The sequence below is a fragment of the Streptomyces spinoverrucosus genome (assembly GCF_006539505.1).
Taxonomy (GTDB): domain Bacteria; phylum Actinomycetota; class Actinomycetes; order Streptomycetales; family Streptomycetaceae; genus Streptomyces; species Streptomyces spinoverrucosus.
Genome location: NZ_BJND01000037.1, coordinates 70,777 through 88,973, shown reverse-complemented (window position 1 = coordinate 88,973; position 18,197 = coordinate 70,777). Strand labels below are relative to the sequence as shown.

The following is an 18,197-nucleotide window of genomic DNA, read 5'->3' as shown; positions in this document are numbered from 1 at the left end:
GTACATACTGATCGCATGAGCACCCGTCACATCCTGCTCGGGCTGCTCGCTACCGGTCCCAGCCATGGCTACGACCTCAAGCGACGGCACGACGAACGCTTTCCGCAGGCCCGCCCGCTGGCCTACGGGCAGGTGTACACCACCCTGCAACGCCTGGTCCGCGACGGACTGGCCGAGGTCGACGGCACCGACACCGACGGCGGCCCCGAGCGCACGCTGTACCGCCGCACGGCGGACGGGACGCGGGAACTGGCGCGCTGGGCGGGCGAGATCGCGCCGCCCGCGCCGTTCGTAACGAACGAGATCTTCGCCAAGGTCGTCGTCTCGATCCTGTCGGGCGGCGATCCGGCGGCCTATCTGCGCGCCCAGCGGACCGCCCACATGGAGCGCATGCGGGAGCTCACGGCGGTCAAGACCGGCCCGGGCGCCGATCTCACGACCGTGCTCTCGGCGGACTACGCCCTCAACCACCTCGACGCCGACCTCCGCTGGATGACCACCACGGCGGCCCGGCTCACCACCCTGACCGCGGAGGTCGACTCAGCATGAGCAACCCAGAGCCGCTGCTCGCGGCCCGTGACCTCACCAAGGCGCACGGCAGGACCGAGGCCCTGCGCGGCGCGTCGGTCGAGCTGCACGCCGGCGAGATCCTCGCCGTGACCGGCGCCAGCGGCAGCGGGAAGTCGACGCTGCTGCACTGCCTCGCGGGGATCGTGCGGCCCGACGGGGGTTCGGTGTCGTACGGCGGCGAACGCGTCGACCGGCTGCCGGAGCGGCGGCTGAGCGAGCTGCGGCGGACGGAGTTCGGGGTGGTGTTCCAGTTCGGGCAGCTGATTCCCGAGCTGACCGCCCTCGACAACGTGGCGCTGCCCCTGATGCTGGGCGGGGCCGGTCGGCGGGAGGCGCGGGACCGGGCCGGGGAGTGGCTGGAGCGGTTCGGGGTGCGCGGGCAGGGGGAGCTGCGGCCGGGTGAGATGAGCGGCGGACAGGCTCAGCGGGCCTCGCTGGCGCGGGCGCTGGTCACCGGGCCGCGGGTGGTGTTCGCGGACGAGCCGACGGGCGCGCTGGACTCGCTGGCGGGCGAGCAGGCGATGACGGCGCTGGTGCACACGGCCCGCGAGGCGGGCACGTCCGTGCTGCTGATCACGCATGACGCCCAGGTGGCGGCGTACGCGGACCGGGAGATCCGGCTGAGTGACGGCGTCGTGGTGCCGGTGGGGGTGACGGCGTGAGGGGTGTCGGCGCTGCTGGAACGGGGTCCGATCTGCGGCTCGCGTGGCTGCTGACCCGTGGTTCCGACCGGCGGGAGTGGTGGCGGGTCGGGCTCACCGCGGTGGGCGCGGGGCTGGCCACCGGGTTCGCGCTGGGCGCGGTGGCGATCGCGTCGGTGGAGGGGCAGTACAGCGTCGGCTTCGGCAACGGCCTGCTGAACCAGCCCGGGGAACGGGCGGGGGTCGTCGTCGCGCTGATGATGCTGCTGATCCCGGTGCTGGGGTTCCTCGGGCAGTGCTCCCGGATCGGCGCCGTGCACCGGGACCGGCGGCTGGCCGGGCTGCGGCTCGCGGGCGCCGCACCGGGGCAGGTGCGGCGGATCGCGGCGCTGGAGGCGGGGCTCGCCTGTCTGGCCGGGTCGCTGGCGGCGACGATCGCCTCCGTCGTGGTGGTGCTGGGGGTGTGGCAGCGGCCGCCGGTCGTCGTCTGGGCCGGGTTCGCGCTGGCCGCGGTGGCCGTACCGGCGCTGGGGGCGATGGTGAGCGCGCTGGCGTTGCGCCGGGTGATCGCCTCGCCGCTGGGCTGGGTGCGCCGGGTGCGGACGGCGCGGCGGCCGGGGCGCGTCTTTCTGGTGGCGGCCGCGGCGCTCGCGGTGCTGCTGCTCATGGCTCTGACCTCGGACGAGCGCGGTCAGCTCGGGCTGGCGCAGGCCCCGCTGACGGTGTTCTTCGCGGTGCTGCTCGTCGGGGCGGGCGCGATCTGGCTGTCCGGTGCCTCGGCCCGGCTCACCGGCGCCTTCCTCGCCGCCCGCACCGATCGGCCGACGGTGCTGATCGCGGCGGAGCGGCTGCGCGACGACCCCTGGGCGGCGGCCCGCACACATGCCGCGGTGCTGCTGGTGACGATCGTCGGTACGGGATTCATGGGCGTGCGGCAGGCGCTGCTGGCGGCACTCGACGCCGAGCAGCCGCTGGCCGCGAGCCGCTCCTTCTACACCACCGGCCTCGACCTGACCGCCGCCGCGATCGCGGTCGCCCTGCTGATCACGCTGTCGGCGCTCGCCGTCGGCACCGCCGAGTCCCTCGCCACCCGGCGCAGGGGCCTGGCCGCGCAGACCGCCGCCGGGGTGCCGCAGGCGGTGCTGGGCCGGGCGCTGCTGCTGGAGACCGCGCTGCCGCTGGCGCCGGCGATGCTGCTGGCGGGCGTCGGCGGCATGGTCATCGCCACCTGGTACGCCACGCTCACCGGCAGCGGCACACTGCCGTGGACGGCGCTGCTGGTCCCGGCGGGGGTGTACGGCGCGTGCCTGCTGGCGGCGGCCACCTCACTGCCGCTGCTGCGCAGGTCGGTGCGGCCGGGTGAGCTGAGGTACGTGTAAGGGCGCGCGTGCTCACGGGACCGGGGTGGACGGGGGTCTCCCCGGTCCCGTACGAGCACCCTGTACGGGACATGCAAAAGCCCGGATCGTCAGGCGGAAATGCCGTCGATCCGGGCCAAGGCGTCGTCCGCGCCGTACGGCTGCAAGTACGGCAGCCAGCGCGGGTCCCTATGGCCGGTCCCGATGATGCGCCAGGCCAGGCCGGTGGGTGGGGCGGGTTTGTGTCGCAGCCGCCAGCCGATCTCGGTGAGGTGGCGGTCGGCCTTGACGTGGTTGCAGCGGCGGCACGAGGCCACCACGTTGTCCCAGACGTGCTTGCCCCCGCGGGAGCGCGGGATGACGTGGTCGACGCTGGTTGCGACGCCACCGCAGTACATGCACCGGCCCCCGTCGCGCGCGAACAGCGCCCGGCGGGTCAGAGGAACGGGTCCCCGATAGGGAACCCGGACGAATCGCTTGAGCCGGACCACGCTGGGTGCGGGGACTGTGACGGTTGCGCTGTGCAGATAGGCGCCGGACTCCTCGAGGCATACGGCCTTGTTCTCGAGGACGAGGACGAGCGCGCGGCGGAGCGGTACGACGCCGAGCGGCTCGTACGACGCGTTGAGGACCAGGACATGCGGCACGGATGCCTCCTTGGGCGTCGGCGGCGCGTGGCTCGCGCCGGGACGATCTGCAGTCAGTCTCCCCTCATGCCTGGTGAAAGCGCCACCATGTCCCGGTAACGGGCTGGGAGTGTTTTCGACCACATCCGCTTCCTCCCCAGGCTCCCGACCATTTCCTCCCCCCTCCTCATCGGACTGTTCCCCTCACCTGCTGTTCGTCTGATCTGTTCATCCCCCGATCAACACCGTCTCTCCCTCGAACATCGCAGCAATCCCCACACGGTGCCCCGTTAGTGTGGTTGCTCCGCCCATCCGGTGACCTGTTCGTGACCTTGGACCTGACCGCCGTACCGGGGGCGGGCCCTTGCACCTGGAGGTATCCGCCGTGTCGCCCTTGCCCGTCCTACTGGCCGCCGGACCGTCACCGTCCCCGTCCCCCTCGGAGACGGCACCCTCCGTGCCCACACTCCAGGACGCCCAGCAGAGCGCGACGAACGCCGCCGGCTGGGTGGAGGAGAACTGGTCGACGTGGCTGGCGATCGGGCTGCAGGTGCTGCTGATCGTGGTGGTCGCGGTGGTGCTGCGGGTGGCGGTGCGGCGGGCGATCACCAAGCTGATCGAGCGCATGAACCGCACCGCGCAGTCGGTGGACGGCACGGCGATCGGCGGTCTGCTGGTGAACGTGGAGCGCCGCCGTCAGCGCTCCCAGGCGATCGGCTCGGTGCTGCGCTCGGTGGCGAGCTTCGTCATCCTCGGCACGGCCGCCCTGATGATCCTTTCCACCTTCCAGATCAACCTGGCCCCGCTCCTCGCCTCCGCGGGCGTGGCGGGCGTGGCGATCGGTTTCGGCGCGCGCAACCTCGTCACGGACTTCCTGTCCGGCGTGTTCATGATCCTTGAGGACCAGTACGGCGTCGGCGACTCGATCGACGTCGGCGTCGCGTCCGGTGAGGTCATCGAGGTGGGCCTGCGCGTCACCAAGCTGCGCGGGGACAACGGCGAGATCTGGTACGTCCGCAACGGCGAGGTCAAGCGGGTCGGCAACCTCTCCCAGGGCTGGGCCACGGCCGGCGTCGACGTCACCGTGCGCCCCTCCGAGGACCTCGACCGCGTCAAGGCCGTGCTCACCGAGGTCGGCGAGGCGATGAGCAAGGAGGAGCCCTGGAACGAGATGCTCTGGGGCCCGATCGAGATCCTCGGCCTGGACAGCGTCCTGCTCGACTCGATGGTCGTGCGCGTCTCGGCCAAGACGATGCCGGGCAAGGCCCTGACGATCGAACGCGAACTGCGCTGGCGCATCAAGCGCCGCTTCGACCAGGAGGGCATCCGCATCGTCGGCGGCCTCCCGCTCCAGCAGGACGAGGAGCCCACGACCGACCCGACGGCGGGGATGGCGGCACCGTCGGCGTTCGCGAGCACGACGTCTCCGCAGGCGGCCGCGGCATCACCGCTCACACCACCGACGAGCACGACGAAGTAGCGGAACGGTTCAGCACACTCGTTCGAGAGAACGACCACGCAACGCCCCCAGGTAACGACTCCGTTGCCGCGGGGGCGTTCGCTCTTGACGCCCCCTTCCTGCCGGGCCTACCTTCCTGCCAGCCGATAGGAAACCTTCCTAACAGTGGTGGGATGGACGCACAGCACCGCCCGCTGCCAAGCTGAGCGGCCGAAAGGCAGGTGTCGAAGTCATGGCAGGAACCGCCGGTACCCCGGGCACTCCCCGCGTCCTGCGCGCCATGAACGACCGTGCCGCGCTCGACCTGCTCCTGGAGCACGGCCCCCTCTCCCGCACCCGCATCGGCAAGCTCACCGGCCTCTCCAAGCCGACCGCCTCCCAGCTGCTGGCCCGCCTGGAGGCCGCCGGGCTCGTGCTGGTGACCGGCACCAGCGAGGGCCGCCCCGGGCCGAACGCCCAGCTCTACGCCCTCAACCCGGCCGCCGCCTACGCCGCCGGCCTCGACGTCACCCCCGAGCGCATCCTCGCCGCCGTCGCCGACATCACCGGCCGCACGGTCGGCACGTACGAGATCCCCGCGCCCGGCAGACGCCCCGCCCAGCCCGTCGTACGCCAGGTCGCCGACGCCCTCGACGGCGCCGTGAAGGCCGCCGGGCTGGCCAGGGACGACATCCGGCGGCTCGTCATCGGCACCCCCGGCGCCTTCGACCCCAACACCGGCCGCCTGCGCTACGCCTCACACCTGCCGGGCTGGCACTCCCCCACCCTCCTCGACGAACTCGCCGCCGCACTGCCGATGCCGGTCGAGTACGAGAACGACGTCAACCTCGTCGCCGTCGCCGAGCAGCGCCTCGGCGCCGCCCGCGGGCACGGCGACTTCGTGCTGCTGTGGAACGAGGGCGGCCTCGGCGCCGCCCTGGTCCTCGGCGGCCGACTGCACCGCGGCTGGACCGGCGGCGCGGGCGAGGTCGGCTTCCTGCCCGTCCCCGGCGCCCCCCTGGTCCGCCAGGTCACCAAGGCCAACAGCGGCGGCTACCAGGAGCTGGCCGGATCCCAGGCCGTCCCCGCCCTCGCCCGCGACCTCGGCGTCCCGGACATCCCCTCGGGCCCGTACACCGAGGTCGCCGCCACCCTGCTGGCCCGCGCGGCGGAGGCTTACGACGACCCGGGGCGGCGTACGCCCAAGGCCGACACCGACTCCGGGTCGGCCACAGACAACCCCCACCGCCACCTCCTCCACACCTACGCCACGCGCCTCGCCACCGGCCTCGCCTCCCTCGTCTCCGTCCTCGACCCCGAACTCGTCGTCCTGAGCGGCGCCTCCCTCACCTCCAGCGGCGAGACCCTGCGCGCCCTGGTGCAGGCCGAGTTGGCGGAGCTGGCGGCGGCCCGGCCCCGGCTCGTCATCGGTGACGTACGCGAACACCCCGTCCTGCGCGGCGCGTTGGAGAGCGCCCTGGCCACCACCCGCGACGAGGTCTTCGACACCTCGCGCTGAGCAACCCATCCCGCTCCTTCCCCTACTTGGGAGGCCCTGCCATGCCCGGAATATCCCGAAAAGCGGCCGTTACGCTCGCCGCCTCCGTGGCCCTCCTCGCCACCGCCTGCACCGGCCAGTCCGCCTCCGGCGCGAACGACGACCCCTCCCAGGCGACGACCCTCACCTTCTGGCACGCCTGGAGCGCGCCCTCCGAGGTCGAGGCCGTGCAGTCGCTGATCGCCGGTTTCGAGAAGGCGCACCCCAACATCGACGTGAAGATCGTCGGCAATATGACCGACGACAAGATCAACCAGGCCCTGCGGGCGGGCGGCGACAACGCCCCCGACGTGATCTCGTCCTTCACCACCAACAACGTCGGCAAGTTCTGCTCGTCGGGCGCGCTGGTCGACCTCAATCCCTTCTTCGAGAAGTCCGGCATCGACCCGGAGAAGACCTTCCCGAAGGCCATGAACGAGTACACCCAGTACGAGGGCAACCGCTGCGCGGTCCCGCTGCTGGGTGACGCGTACGGGCTCTACTACAACAAGACCGCCTTCGAGAAGGCCGGTATCAAGGCACCGCCGAAGACCTGGTCCGAATTCGAGTCCGTGGCGAAGAAACTGACCATCACTCAAGGCAGCTCCTACAAGCAGCTCGGCTTCATGCCGAACTACCACGGCTGGGAGACCACCACCGAGCACTACCTCGGCCAGTTCTCCCCGACCTACTTCGACGACAACGGCAAGTCCAATCTCGCCAAGGACCCCGCTTTCGAGGCCGGTTTCAAGCTCCAGAAGCGGCTCGTCGACGCCCTCGGCGGCTACCGGAAACTGGAGACCTACCGCGCCACCCTCGGTGACGAATGGGGCCCCAAGCACCCCTTCCACACCGGCCAGGTCGCCATGCAACTCGACGGCGAATGGCGCCTGGGCATGGCCCTGGACGCGCGGCCCGACTTCGAGATCGGCGTCGCCCCGCTGCCCGTCCCCGACGACCAGGCGGACCAGTACGGCAAGGGCTACATCACCGGCACCATCGCCGGAATCGCCGCCACCAGCAAGAAGCAGAACGCCGCCTGGGAGCTGGTGAAGTACATGACCACGGACACGGACGCGGTCGTGAACTTCTCCAACGCCATCCACAACGTCCCCTCCACGCTCGCCGCCCTGAAGTCGCCCAAGCTGAAGTACGACCCGCGTTTCAAGACGTTCCTGGAGATCGCCGCCAACCCGAACTCCACGACCACCCCGGCCTCCGTCAACGGCGGTGTGTATCTCACGACGATCCAGCAGTTCGGCTACGACTACGAAAGCGGCAAGGAGACCGATCTGAAGGCGGGCCTGGCAAAGACCGCCCGGCAGATCGACACGGACATCGCGCAGGCGAAGTAGCGGCACCACCATGACGACCCTGGCAGTCAAGCACCGTAGATCCGCACTGCGTACCGCGGCCTTTCTGTCCCCCTGGCTGATCGGCTTCTCGGTCTTCTTCGCCTATCCGCTGCTGTCGACGGTCTATTTCTCGTTCATGCACTACGACGGCTTCCGGCCGCCGACCTGGAGCGGAACGAAGAACTGGACCTATGTCTTCGAGCACTACCCGCTCTTCTGGCCGGCCCTGCGCAACACCCTGTGGCTGGTGCTGGTGATGGTCACCCTCCGGGTCGTCTTCGGACTCGGCGTCGGCCTGCTCATCACGAAGATCAAGACCGGCACGGGCGTCTTCCGCACCCTGTTCTATCTGCCCTACCTCGCCCCACCCGTCGCCGCCACCATGGCCTTCGCCTTCCTCCTCAACCCCGGCACCGGCCCGGTCAACTCGATCCTGGAGGGGGCCGGCATCCCGGCCCCCGCCTGGTTCGCCGACCCCGCCTGGTCAAAACCGGCGCTCGCCCTGCTGGCCCTGTGGGGCATCGGCGACCTGATGGTCATCTTCATGGCCGCCCTGCTCGACGTACCGAAGGAGCAGTACGAGGCGGCCGAACTGGACGGGGCGTCGGCGTGGCAGCGGTTCCGGTACGTGACGCTGCCCAACATCTCGCCGATCGTGATGTTCGCGGTGGTCACGGGCGTGATCCAGACCATGCAGTACTACACACAGCCGCTGATCGCGGGGAAGGTCGCCTCGGGTGTGATCCAGGGCGCGGGCACCCAGTTCGAGCCCGGCTACCCGGAGAAGTCGACGCTCACTCTCCCCCAGCTCGTCTACAACCTCGGCTTCCAGCGTTTCGACTACGGCGCGGCGTGCGTGGTGGCGCTGGTCCTGTTCGCCCTGTCGATGGCGTTCACCGCACTGCTGATGCGGCGTCGGGGCGGTCTCATCCAGGCAGGTGACCAATGATCCGCCGCCGGACACTGCTGGAGTGGGTCGCCGTACACTCCTTGGGCGTCGCCGCCGCGCTGTTCTTCACCCTGCCGTTCGTCTTCGTGGTTCTCACCTCCCTGATGAGCGACAGCCAGGCCCTCAGCCGCGATCTGATCCCGGACACCTGGGAGTGGGGCAACTACCAGCGGGTCTTCGACACGCCGGGCTTTCTCACCTGGTGGCGCAACACGCTGCTCTACGCCGGTCTGGGCACCGTCCTGACCGTGGTGTCGTCGATCCCGGTCGCGTACGCCCTGGCCAAGTTCCGCTTCCGGGGCCGCAATCTGTCCCTCATGCTGGTGATCTCGATGATGATGCTGCCGCCGCAGGTCGTCGTCATCCCGATGTACCTGTTCTGGGCGAAGCAGCTGGATCTCTCCGGCAGCCTGTGGCCCCTGCTGATCCCGATGGCGTTCGGGGACGCGTTCTCCATCTTCCTGCTGCGCCAGTTCCTGACGACGATCCCGAACGAGTACCTGGACGCGGCGCGCGTTGACGGCTGCGGGGAACTGCGGACGTTGCTGAGGGTCGTCCTGCCGATGGCGAAGCCGGGCGTGGCCGCGGTGGCCCTGTTCCAGTTCTTCTACGCGTGGAACGACTACTTCGGCCCGCAGATCTACGCCTCCGAGAACCCCGGCGCCTGGACGCTGTCCTACGGCCTGGAGTCGTTCAAGGGCGCTCACCACACCGACTGGAATCTCACCATGGCCGCGACCGTGCTGGTCATGGCCCCCGTGATCCTCGTGTTCTTCTTCGCCCAGAAGGCGTTCGTCGAGGGCGTCACGCTCACCGGAGTAAAGGGTTGACTGGACGTATGAAACTCACCGTGGTCGGCGGCGGTTCGACCTACACCCCCGAACTCGTGGACGGCTTCGCCCGCCTGAGGGACACCCTGCCCATCGAGGAACTGGTCCTCGTCGACCCGGCGACCGACCGGCTGGAACTGGTGGGCGGCCTGGCCCGGCGTATCTTCGCCCGTCAGGGACACGGCGGGCAGGTGGTGACGACCACCGATCTGGACGCCGGTGTCGAAGGCGCCGACGCGGTGCTGCTCCAGCTGCGCGTCGGCGGGCAGGCGGCCCGTCAACAGGACGAGACGTGGCCCCTGGAGTGCGGCTGCGTGGGCCAGGAGACGACCGGCGCGGGCGGCCTGGCGAAGGCGCTGCGTACGGTGCCGGTGGTGCTCGACATCGCCGAGCGGGTCCGGCGTACCAACCCGGACGCCTGGATCATCGACTTCACCAACCCGGTCGGCATCGTGACCCGCGCCCTGCTGAACGCCGGGCACAAGGCGGTCGGGCTGTGCAACGTGGCGATCGGTCTGCAACGGAAGTTCGCCGCGCTGCTCGGGGTCGCCCCGGCCGACGTCCACCTCGACCATGTGGGCCTCAACCACCTCACCTGGGAGACCGGCGTCCGCGTGGGCGGTCCCGAGGGCGAGGACGTCCTGCCCAAGCTGCTCGGGGAGCACGGCGACACGATCGCCGCCGACCTGCGCCTGCCACGCGCGCTGCTGGACCGCCTCGGCGTGGTCCCGTCGTACTACCTGCGCTACTACTACGCGCACGACGAGGTCGTGCGGGAGCTGCGCACCAAGCCCTCGCGGGCCGAGGAAGTGGCCGCTATGGAGCGGGAGTTGCTGCGGATGTACGGCGATCCGGCGCTCGACGAGAAGCCGGAGCTGCTGGCCAAGCGGGGCGGCGCGTACTACTCGGAGGCGGCCGTGGATCTGGCGGCGGCGCTGCTGAGCGGTGCGGGAAGCCCGTACCAGGTGGTGAACGCGTACAACCGGGGCACGCTGTCCTTCCTGCCGGACGACGCGGTGATCGAGGTGCAGGCGGCCGTGGGCGCGCAGAGCGGCCCGGTGCCGCTGCCGGTCGCCGCGGTGGACCCACTGTACGCGGGCCTGATGGCGAACGTGACGGCGTACGAGGACCTGGCCCTGGACGCGGCCCTGCGCGGCGGACGGGAGCGGGTCTTCCGGGCGCTGCTCGCGCATCCCCTCATCGGGCAGTACGAGTACGCCGACGCCCTCACCGACCAGCTGATCGCACACAACCGGGAGCACCTCGCGTGGGCCTGACCGCAAGCGTCCTCGCCGTCGACGCGGGCAACAGCAAGACCGACGTCGCGGTGGTGGCGGCCGACGGGAGCGTGCTCGCCGCCGCGCGGGGCGGCGGGTTCCAGCCGCCGTCCGTCGGGGTCGAGGCGGCGACGGACGTGCTCGCCGAGGTGGTGGAGCGGGCCTTCGCCGCCGCCGGTGTCACCTCCGTCACGCATGTCTCGGCCTGTCTCGCCAACGCCGACTTCCCCGTGGAGGAGGAGCGACTGGCCGACGCGCTGCACGCGCGCGCGTGGGGGGCCACTGTTGAAGTGCGCAATGACACCTTCGCGATCCTGCGGGCCGGGGTGACCGAGCCGCGCGGGGTCGCGGTGGTCTGCGGGGCGGGCATCAACTGCGTCGGTATGCGGCCCGACGGGCGCACCGCGCGTTTCCCGGCGATCGGGCGTATCTCCGGGGACTGGGGCGGGGGTTGGGGACTGGCCGAGGAGGCGCTGTTCCACGCGGCCCGCGCGGAGGACGGGCGCGGCGGGCCGACCGAGCTGGCGCGGACCCTGCCCGCGCACTTCGGGTACGGCTCCATGTACGCGCTGATCGAGGCGCTGCACTTGGAGCGGGTGCCGCCGCGCCGGCGGCACGAGCTGACGCCGGTCTTGTTCGCCACGGCGGCCGACGGCGACCCGGTGGCCCGCGCGCTCGTCGACCGGCTCGCCGAGGAGGTTGTGACCATGGCGGCGGTCGCCCTGTCCCGGCTGGACCTGCTGGACGAGGAGACGCCGGTGCTGCTGGGGGGCAGTGTGCTGGCGGCCCGGCATCCGCAACTCGACGACGGTGTACGGGACCTGCTGGCGGCGCGGGCTCCGAAGGCGGTGCCCCGGGTGGTGACGGCGCCTCCGGTGCTGGGGGCGGCGTTGCTGGGGCTGGACCGGGTGGAGGCGCGTGCGGGCGCGTGGGAGCGGGTGCGGGCGCACTTCGCGCCCTGACCTTCTTGGCCAAGGAACCGAACCGATTCCCAGGGCGTATTCATGGGCAAGGGGTGCTGCGAGACGCGCGAACCATCAAGATCCAGCAAGGCCGGTGCGGAATGTCAGTCCGGGCGGCGATACTTGCGGCGACGGATGACCATGGGGGAGGTCAGGAGTGACACAACCGCCGAAGAGCAGCGCGGCACCACCGAGCGCGCCCACCATGCCCGGCGTGCCTCCTCAGCAGGGCTCGCCCGCACCCGCACCCGCGGCGCCCGGACCCGCACCGGCCGCCGTCGCCCCGCCCCGGCGCACCGCGTTCGCCGAGGGCGTGGACCAGCTGCGTGCCGCCGCGACCACCGAGCCGGGCCGGCTGCGCATCATCGGCGCGGTCCTCGCCCTGCTGGTCGTGGCCTTCGGCGCCGTGACCGCCTGGCAGGCCACCGACCGGGCGGCCGCCGCCGACGACGTGCTGAACAACAGCCAGCCCCTCAGCTCCGCCGCGGCCGACATCTACCGCTCCCTGGCCGACGCCAACACGGCCGCCTCCAGCGGCTTCCTGGCCGGCGGCCAGGAGACGAAGGCCTCCCGGGAGCGGTACGAGAGGGACATCCGCACGGCGGCCGAGAAGCTCGTCCTGGCCGCCAACAACTCCGACCCGGACTCGCGTTCCGCCGAGACGATCACCAAGCTCAACCGGCTGCTGCCCGAGTACAAGGGCCTCATCGAGCGCGCCCGCGCCAACAACCGCCAGGGCTACCCGCTCGGCGGCGCCTACCTGCGGTACGCCAACGACACGATGCAGACCGAGATGCTCCCGGCGGCGGAGGAACTCTACAAGACGGAGAACGAGCGGCTGCGCGACGACTACGCGCACGCGACGCCGTACCCCTGGGTGGCGATCGCGCTCGGCGTCCTCGCCCTGGCCGCCCTCGCCTGGGCCCAGCACCGCACGTATGTGCACACCAACCGGGTCCTGAACCACGGCCTGGTCGCCGCCACGGCCACCACGACGGTGGTCCTGCTGTGGCTGGTCGTCGGTCACAGCGTGGCCCGCGCCGGCCTGAACGACTCCTACGACCACGGCGTCCGCTCCCTGAACGTCCTGCACGACGCCCGTATCGCCTCCCTGAAGGCGCGCGGCAACGAGAACCTCACGCTGGTCAGCCGGGGCGCGGAGACGGTGGAGGTGGGCGGCGAGTTCAGAGACAAGTTCGACGTGGCCTACCAGGCGTCGATGAAGGACCTCGCCGCCGGTCTCGCCGCCGCGGAGGACCTCGCCGACGACGAGGCGGGCGAGCGGCCCGTGCAGGCCGCCGCGGGCAGCATGGACGTGTGGAAGGAGCGGCACCAGCAGGCCCGCGACGCCGACGACGCGGGTGACTACCAGGCGGCACTCAGCAAGATCATCGGCTCGAAGGACGACGAGCCGACCGGCGAGTGCTTCGACAATGTCGACCACAGCCTGGAAACCGCCCTGGAACACGAGAAGCTGGAGTTCGAACAGGCCGCGGGCGACGGCCGGGACGCGATGACCGGACTGCCGACCGGCGCGGCCGTGCTCGCGGTGCTGGGCGCGACGGGCGCGGTGCTGGGCATCGGCCGCAGGCTTTCGGAGTACCGGTGAAAGGGGGCGTGACGATGCATGCACGACGCTTGCGGGCCAGCCTGAAGGGCTGGGGCGGCGTGGGCGCGATGGCGGTCGTCTGTGCCCTCGCCGTGGCCTTCGCGCTGCTGCTGCCGCACACCCAGCCGGGCGGCGACGGCAGCACGGCCGTCGGCGGCCGGGGTGTGGCGGAGGCCCGGCAGGCGAAGGCGGCGACGTGCGAGAACCCCCAGGACCAGAGCCTGCCCCCGTCGAACGCCGAGGGCGACACGATCGCCGCCATCAAGAAGCGCGGCCATCTCTCGGTCGGCGTCGACCAGAACAGCTACCGCTGGGGCTACCGCGACCCCAACAGCACCGGTCGGACCTCCGAGTTGGAGGGCTTCGACATCGATCTGGCCCGCCGGATCGCCCAGGAGCTGCTCGGCGACCCGGACCTGATCCGGTTCAAGGCCATCCCCACCAACCAGCGCGTCCCCGCGATCCAGAGCGGCCAGGTCGACATGGTGGTGCGCACCATGACCATCACCTGCGACCGGTTGCAGGACGTCGCCTTCTCCGCGCCGTACTTCCTGACCGGCCAGCAGGTCCTCGCCCCCAACTCCTCGGCGATCAAGGGCTACGACGACACGCTCGCCGACAAGCGGATCTGCTCGGCGGCGGGTTCGACGGCGTACGACAACCTGGCGGCGGACCTCAAGTCCGGCAAGCTGCCCGCCTCCGCCGACATATCCACCACCGTCCCCAACCAGCTCGACTGCCTTGTCAGGCTCCAACTCGGCGAAGTCGACGCCGTGGTGACGGACGGCGCGCTCGCGGCGAGCCAGGCCGCGCAGGACCCGACGGTGGAACTGAAGGGCGACCGGTTCACCACGGAGTACTACGGCGTGGCGATGAAGAAGGACGCCGACGATCTGGTACGCCGGGTCAACCGCATACTGGCGGACTACCGCGCGGACGGCGGCTGGAAGGAGTCGTACGACAAGTGGCTGTCCCCGACGCTGGGTAGGGACTCGGAGTCGGCGACCCCGCCGACCCCGCGCTACCGGTGACCGGCCGGCAGCGCACCAACAGCGACAGCGACAGACCAGCAGACGAGAGGTGATCGATGGGCGTCACGGGAGCCTCCGGTCCGGTGATGGACCGGGACGAGGTGGACCGTGCGCTGGCGCGGCTCGGCGCGGAACACGAGGCGATCGAGACCTCGCTGTTCGCCCTGCAGGACCACGCGGGCCGCCGGCTCCTCGAAGGCGCCGAGCTCACCGGCATGACCAAGGAGCGCTGGGCGGCCACCGAGGCGTCGATCTCCCTGCTGTGGGCGTACTTCGACGCGTACACCGACGCGCTGCGCAGCGCCCGCGACATCCGCGCCCGGCGCCGCTGGTCCAGCCGCGAGGACCTGGTGGAGCTGACCGAGCTGCTGCGCGGCGAGTGCGTCACGGTCGCCGGCAGCGCGGCGGCGACGGCGAACGCGCCGACGCTGCACGGCACGGGCAAACTCAGCGAAAGGTTCACCCTGGCCGCACTCGTGGACCGGATGAACGAGCTGTACGCCAGGTCGCTGGACATGGTCGTCGCCGCCGACGCGGTCTGGTCGGCGCTGCCCGCCCGGATCGATTTACTCGCCGCCGAACTCCAGCGCACCCGCAGGCTCGCCCACTCCGTCGGCGTACGCCCCGGCGAGCACCCGGCCGGGGACGACCTGGAGCGGATCACGCGCACCCTGACCCGGCTGCGTGAGCAGGTGGTGTCCGACCCGCTGGCGTTCTGGCAGCCCGCCGAGGGCAGTTCGGCCCCCGGCGGCGGCAAGCCGGACACCACGGTCTACGACCGGGAGGCGCGCGCCCTGGAGGAGGTGCGCCGGGAGATCGACGCCGTGCTCGCCGTCCGCAAGGACGCCGAGCAGCGGCTGGTCAAGCTGCGGGACGTGCTCTCGCGCGCGGACCGCACGCTCGCCGAGGCGCGTACCGCGCGCGGGGAGGTGCTCGCGAAGATCGCCGCCACCGAGGTGCCGGTGGTCAGCGGCCCGCCGACCGTGTTGCAGGAGCAACTGGCGACGGCCGCCGAGTACCGCAGACAGGCCCAGTGGCACCGCCTGTCACCGCTGCTTGAGTCCCTGGAGCAGAAGGCGGAGGACGAACTGCTGCGGGCCCGCGAGTCGTTGACCGCCGTCACGGCCCCGCTCGCGGTCCGCGCCGAGTTGCGCGGCCGCCTCGACGCGTACAAGGCGAAGATCGCCCGGCACGGCCTGGCCGAGGACCCGCTGCTGGTCGAGCGGTACGACGCGGCCCGCCGCATGCTGTGGAGCGCGCCCTGCGACCTACGGGTTGCCGAGCAGGCCGTGCTGCGTTACCAGCAGGCGGCGGCCGAACTGCTCGGCGCCGCCCCGCGGGTGCCGCAGCAGAGCGGCCCGCCGGAGTTGCAGGATCGTCGGGGGGAGCCGTCGTCATGAGTCAGCCACAGCGGGCCTGTCAACGGCCCGGCTGCCAGGGCAGCTACGAGGACGTCGGCGGCGGCGAGCTCTACTGCGACACCTGCGGCCTGGCACCGGTGGTGTCCGCGACCGGCATGGTCTCCTCGCCGCCGACCGGCGTCACCGGCGGCGGCAAGGGCTCGGCGGGCAGCGGCAGTTCCCGCTCCACCTCCCGCGGCAGCTCCCGTACGTCGTCGCAGTCGTCGAAGTCCCGGCGCTCGGTGTCGGGACGGCTCTCCCGCTCGCTGTCGGGCCGGTCCACGGGCCGTTCGGTGTCGGTGCGCAGCTCCGGCTCCACCGCCGGTTCCTCGACCCGGGGGCGGCTGGGCGCGGGCCTGGTGCAGGTGCCGCAGGTGCCGCGGCCCGACCCGCGCGCGATGGTGCTTGCCAACCCGGAGGTGCCGGAGCGGAAGCGGTTCTGCTCACGCTCGGACTGCGGGGCGCCGGTGGGCCGCGCCCGCGGTGACCGTCCCGGGCGCACGGAGGGCTTCTGCACCAAGTGCGGGCACCCGTACTCGTTCGTGCCGAAGCTGAAGGCCGGGGACATCGTGCACGGCCAGTACGAGGTGGTGGGCTGCCTCGCGCACGGCGGCCTTGGCTGGATATACCTCGCCGTCGACCGCGCCGTCTCGGACCGGTGGGTGGTGCTCAAGGGCCTGCTGGACACCGGCGACCAGGACGCGATGGCGGCCGCGATCTCCGAGCGGCGGTTCCTCGCGGAGATCGAGCACGCCAACATCGTGCGGATCTACAACTTCGTCGAACACCTCGACCAGCGCACGGGCTCCCTCGACGGGTACATCGTCATGGAGTACGTCGGCGGCAAGTCCCTCAAGGAGATCGCCAACGCCCGCCGCACCCCCGAGGGGCGGCGCGACCCGCTGCCGGTGGAGCAGGCGTGCGCGTACGGCATCGAGGCGCTGGAGGCCCTCGACCACCTGCACAGCCGCAACCTCCTCTACTGCGACTTCAAGGTCGACAACGCCATCCAGACCGAGGACCAGCTCAAGCTGATCGACATGGGCGCGGTGCGCCGCATGGACGACGACGAGTCGGCGATCTACGGCACGGTGGGCTACCAGGCGCCGGAGGTCGCGGACGTCGGCCCGTCGGTGGCGTCGGATCTCTACACGGTGGCCCGCACGCTCGCCGTTCTGACCTTCGACTTCCAGGGCTACACGAACATCTACGCCGACTCCCTGCCCGACCCCGACACCATCGAGGTCTTCCGGCAGTACGAGTCGTTCTACCGGCTCCTGGTCCGCGCCACCGACCCCGACCCGGCCCGGCGGTTCGCCTCGGCGCAGGAGATGTCGGAGCAGCTGACGGGCGTGCTGCGGGAGGTCGTGTCCCTGCAGTCGGGGCGGGCGCGGCCCGCGCTGTCGACGCTGTTCGGGCCGGAACTGCGGGTGACGGACACGGAGTTGTTCCCTCGGCTGGAGGGGGACGTTTCGCGGCTGGGGGCGCGGGGGGTGGCCGGGCGCCGGGACGGGACCGCTCCCGGTGTCGCTGCTGGGTCTGCTGTCGGGGCCGCGCCGCTCCCGGCCGGTGGCGCCCTGCACGCCCTGACCGGCGGGACCCATGGGACTTACGGGACCGGCGGGGCAAAGGGGACCAACGGTACCGATGGGACCAGCGGAGCCGGCCTCGTCAAACCCGTCGGCACCGATGCCGCCGCCCTCGCCCTCCCCGTCCCCCGCGTCGACCCCACCGATCCCAACGCCGGTTTCCTGGCCGGCCTCATGGCCACCGCCCCGGCCGAGCTGCTCAGCGCGCTCGCCGCCGCGCCCGCGCCCTCGGTGGAGACGCGGCTGAGGCAGATCCGGGCGTGGCTGGAGAACGGCGACTCCGCGGCCGCGCTGGACGCCCTGGCCGCGCTGGAGGACGAACGGCCCGACGACTGGCGGGTCGTCTGGTACAGAGGCGTGGCCGCGCTGGTCACCGGCGACCACGAGGGCGCCGCCCTGGCCTTCGACGCGATCTACGACGCCTTCCCCGGCGAAACCGCGCCCAAGCTGGCCCTCGGCCTGTGCGCCGAGGTGCTCGGCCAGCTGGACAACGCCGCCGAGTACTACCGCCTGGTGTGGGCGACCGACCCCAGCTATGTGAGCGCCGCCTTCGGCATGGCCCGCGTGCAGCTCGCCACCGGCGACCGGCGCGGCGCCGTGGGCACCCTGGAGTCGGTGCCGGAGTCGTCCATCCACTACACGGCCGCCCGCGTGGCCGCCGTGCGGGCCCGGCTGCGGCAACGTACGGCCGCCGCCGGCGACGTACCCTTCCTGGAGGATCTGACTGCCGCCGCCGGGCAGGTCGAGGCGCTGGACGCGTACGGTCTGGATCCGACCCGGCGGGAGCAGTTGGCCACGGAAGTGCTCGGCAGCGCCCTGGACTGGATACTCTCCGGTGGCCAGGGTTCCGTCCCTCCGCCCGCCGGGGGACGGACGCTGCTCGGCAGCGGCCTGGACGAACGGGGCCTGCGCTTCGGCCTGGAGCGTTCGTACCGCACGCTGGCCCGCCTGGCGCGGGGCGGCGAGGAGAGGATCGACCTGGTGGAACGTGCCAACCGTTACCGCCCCCGGACATGGGTGTAGTT

At 71.6% G+C, this 18,197-nt stretch carries 15 protein-coding genes; 14 read left to right on the top strand and 1 reads right to left on the bottom strand.

Features of this window, described 5'->3' with window-relative positions:
- The first annotated feature begins 15 nt into the window (after positions 1-15).
- The 3 genes from SSP24_RS24550 to SSP24_RS24540 are packed head-to-tail and all read left to right on the top strand — an operon-like array spanning position 16 to position 2,590.
- Complete coding sequence (locus tag SSP24_RS24550) at positions 16-549, top strand: PadR family transcriptional regulator (RefSeq protein ID WP_141311858.1); 534 nt, start codon at positions 16-18, stop codon at positions 547-549.
- Positions 546-1,232 (top strand): ABC transporter ATP-binding protein, encoded by a 687-nt coding sequence (locus SSP24_RS24545; RefSeq protein WP_141311857.1) that lies wholly within the window; start codon positions 546-548, stop codon positions 1,230-1,232. Before SSP24_RS24550 ends, SSP24_RS24545 begins: the two co-directional genes overlap by 4 nt.
- A complete protein-coding gene (locus SSP24_RS24540) occupies positions 1,229-2,590 on the top strand; it encodes an ABC transporter permease (RefSeq protein ID WP_141311856.1) in 1,362 nt (453 codons plus the stop codon). Before SSP24_RS24545 ends, SSP24_RS24540 begins: the two co-directional genes overlap by 4 nt.
- 89 nt (positions 2,591-2,679) lie before the next feature.
- Here SSP24_RS24540 and SSP24_RS24535 read toward each other — a convergent pair whose 3' ends face one another.
- Positions 2,680-3,216, bottom strand: a complete 537-nt coding sequence (locus SSP24_RS24535; RefSeq protein WP_141311855.1) for an HNH endonuclease — start codon at positions 3,214-3,216, stop codon at positions 2,680-2,682.
- 364 nt (positions 3,217-3,580) lie between these two features.
- On the opposite strand from SSP24_RS24535, the gene SSP24_RS24530 reads away from it, so the two are divergent.
- The 11 genes from SSP24_RS24530 to SSP24_RS24480 all read left to right on the top strand — a co-directional run bounded on the left by SSP24_RS24530 (position 3,581) and on the right by SSP24_RS24480 (position 18,195).
- The gene (locus SSP24_RS24530) at positions 3,581-4,675 is read left to right on the top strand and encodes a mechanosensitive ion channel family protein (RefSeq protein ID WP_141311854.1); all 1,095 of its coding nucleotides are present in this window, start codon (positions 3,581-3,583) and stop codon (positions 4,673-4,675) included.
- Positions 4,676-4,886: 211 nt separating this feature from the next.
- A complete protein-coding gene (locus SSP24_RS24525) occupies positions 4,887-6,152 on the top strand; it encodes an ROK family transcriptional regulator (protein ID WP_141311853.1) in 1,266 nt (421 codons plus the stop codon).
- A 41-nt stretch (positions 6,153-6,193) separates the two neighbouring features.
- A complete protein-coding gene (locus SSP24_RS24520; RefSeq protein WP_141311852.1) occupies positions 6,194-7,525 on the top strand; it encodes an ABC transporter substrate-binding protein in 1,332 nt (443 codons plus the stop codon).
- A 10-nt stretch (positions 7,526-7,535) separates the two neighbouring features.
- Entirely contained in the window at positions 7,536-8,474 is a 939-nt protein-coding gene (locus SSP24_RS24515; RefSeq protein WP_141311851.1) for a carbohydrate ABC transporter permease, read from the top strand.
- Complete coding sequence (locus tag SSP24_RS24510; RefSeq protein ID WP_141311850.1) at positions 8,471-9,304, top strand: carbohydrate ABC transporter permease; 834 nt, start codon at positions 8,471-8,473, stop codon at positions 9,302-9,304. Before SSP24_RS24515 ends, SSP24_RS24510 begins: the two co-directional genes overlap by 4 nt.
- An 8-nt stretch (positions 9,305-9,312) precedes the next feature.
- A complete protein-coding gene (locus tag SSP24_RS24505) occupies positions 9,313-10,581 on the top strand; it encodes a 6-phospho-beta-glucosidase (protein ID WP_141311849.1) in 1,269 nt (422 codons plus the stop codon).
- Complete coding sequence (locus SSP24_RS24500; RefSeq protein ID WP_141311848.1) at positions 10,572-11,543, top strand: N-acetylglucosamine kinase; 972 nt, start codon at positions 10,572-10,574, stop codon at positions 11,541-11,543. The genes SSP24_RS24505 and SSP24_RS24500 overlap by 10 nt, the downstream gene beginning before the upstream one ends.
- Positions 11,544-11,748: 205 nt before the next feature.
- On the top strand, positions 11,749-13,152 hold the full coding sequence (locus SSP24_RS24495) for a GlnX family signal transduction membrane protein (protein ID WP_141311877.1): 1,404 nt from the start codon (positions 11,749-11,751) through the stop codon (positions 13,150-13,152).
- Between the two features lie 14 nt (positions 13,153-13,166).
- Complete coding sequence (locus SSP24_RS24490) at positions 13,167-14,183, top strand: glutamate ABC transporter substrate-binding protein (RefSeq protein WP_141311847.1); 1,017 nt, start codon at positions 13,167-13,169, stop codon at positions 14,181-14,183.
- Positions 14,184-14,239: 56 nt separating this feature from the next.
- Positions 14,240-15,583: a coiled-coil domain-containing protein gene (locus SSP24_RS24485; protein WP_141311846.1), complete on the top strand. Its 1,344-nt coding sequence runs from the start codon at positions 14,240-14,242 to the stop codon at positions 15,581-15,583.
- Positions 15,580-18,195, top strand: coding sequence for a serine/threonine-protein kinase (locus tag SSP24_RS24480; RefSeq protein WP_141311845.1), 2,616 nt, complete (start codon positions 15,580-15,582; stop codon positions 18,193-18,195). The genes SSP24_RS24485 and SSP24_RS24480 overlap by 4 nt, the downstream gene beginning before the upstream one ends.
- Positions 18,196-18,197: the final 2 nt, after the last annotated feature.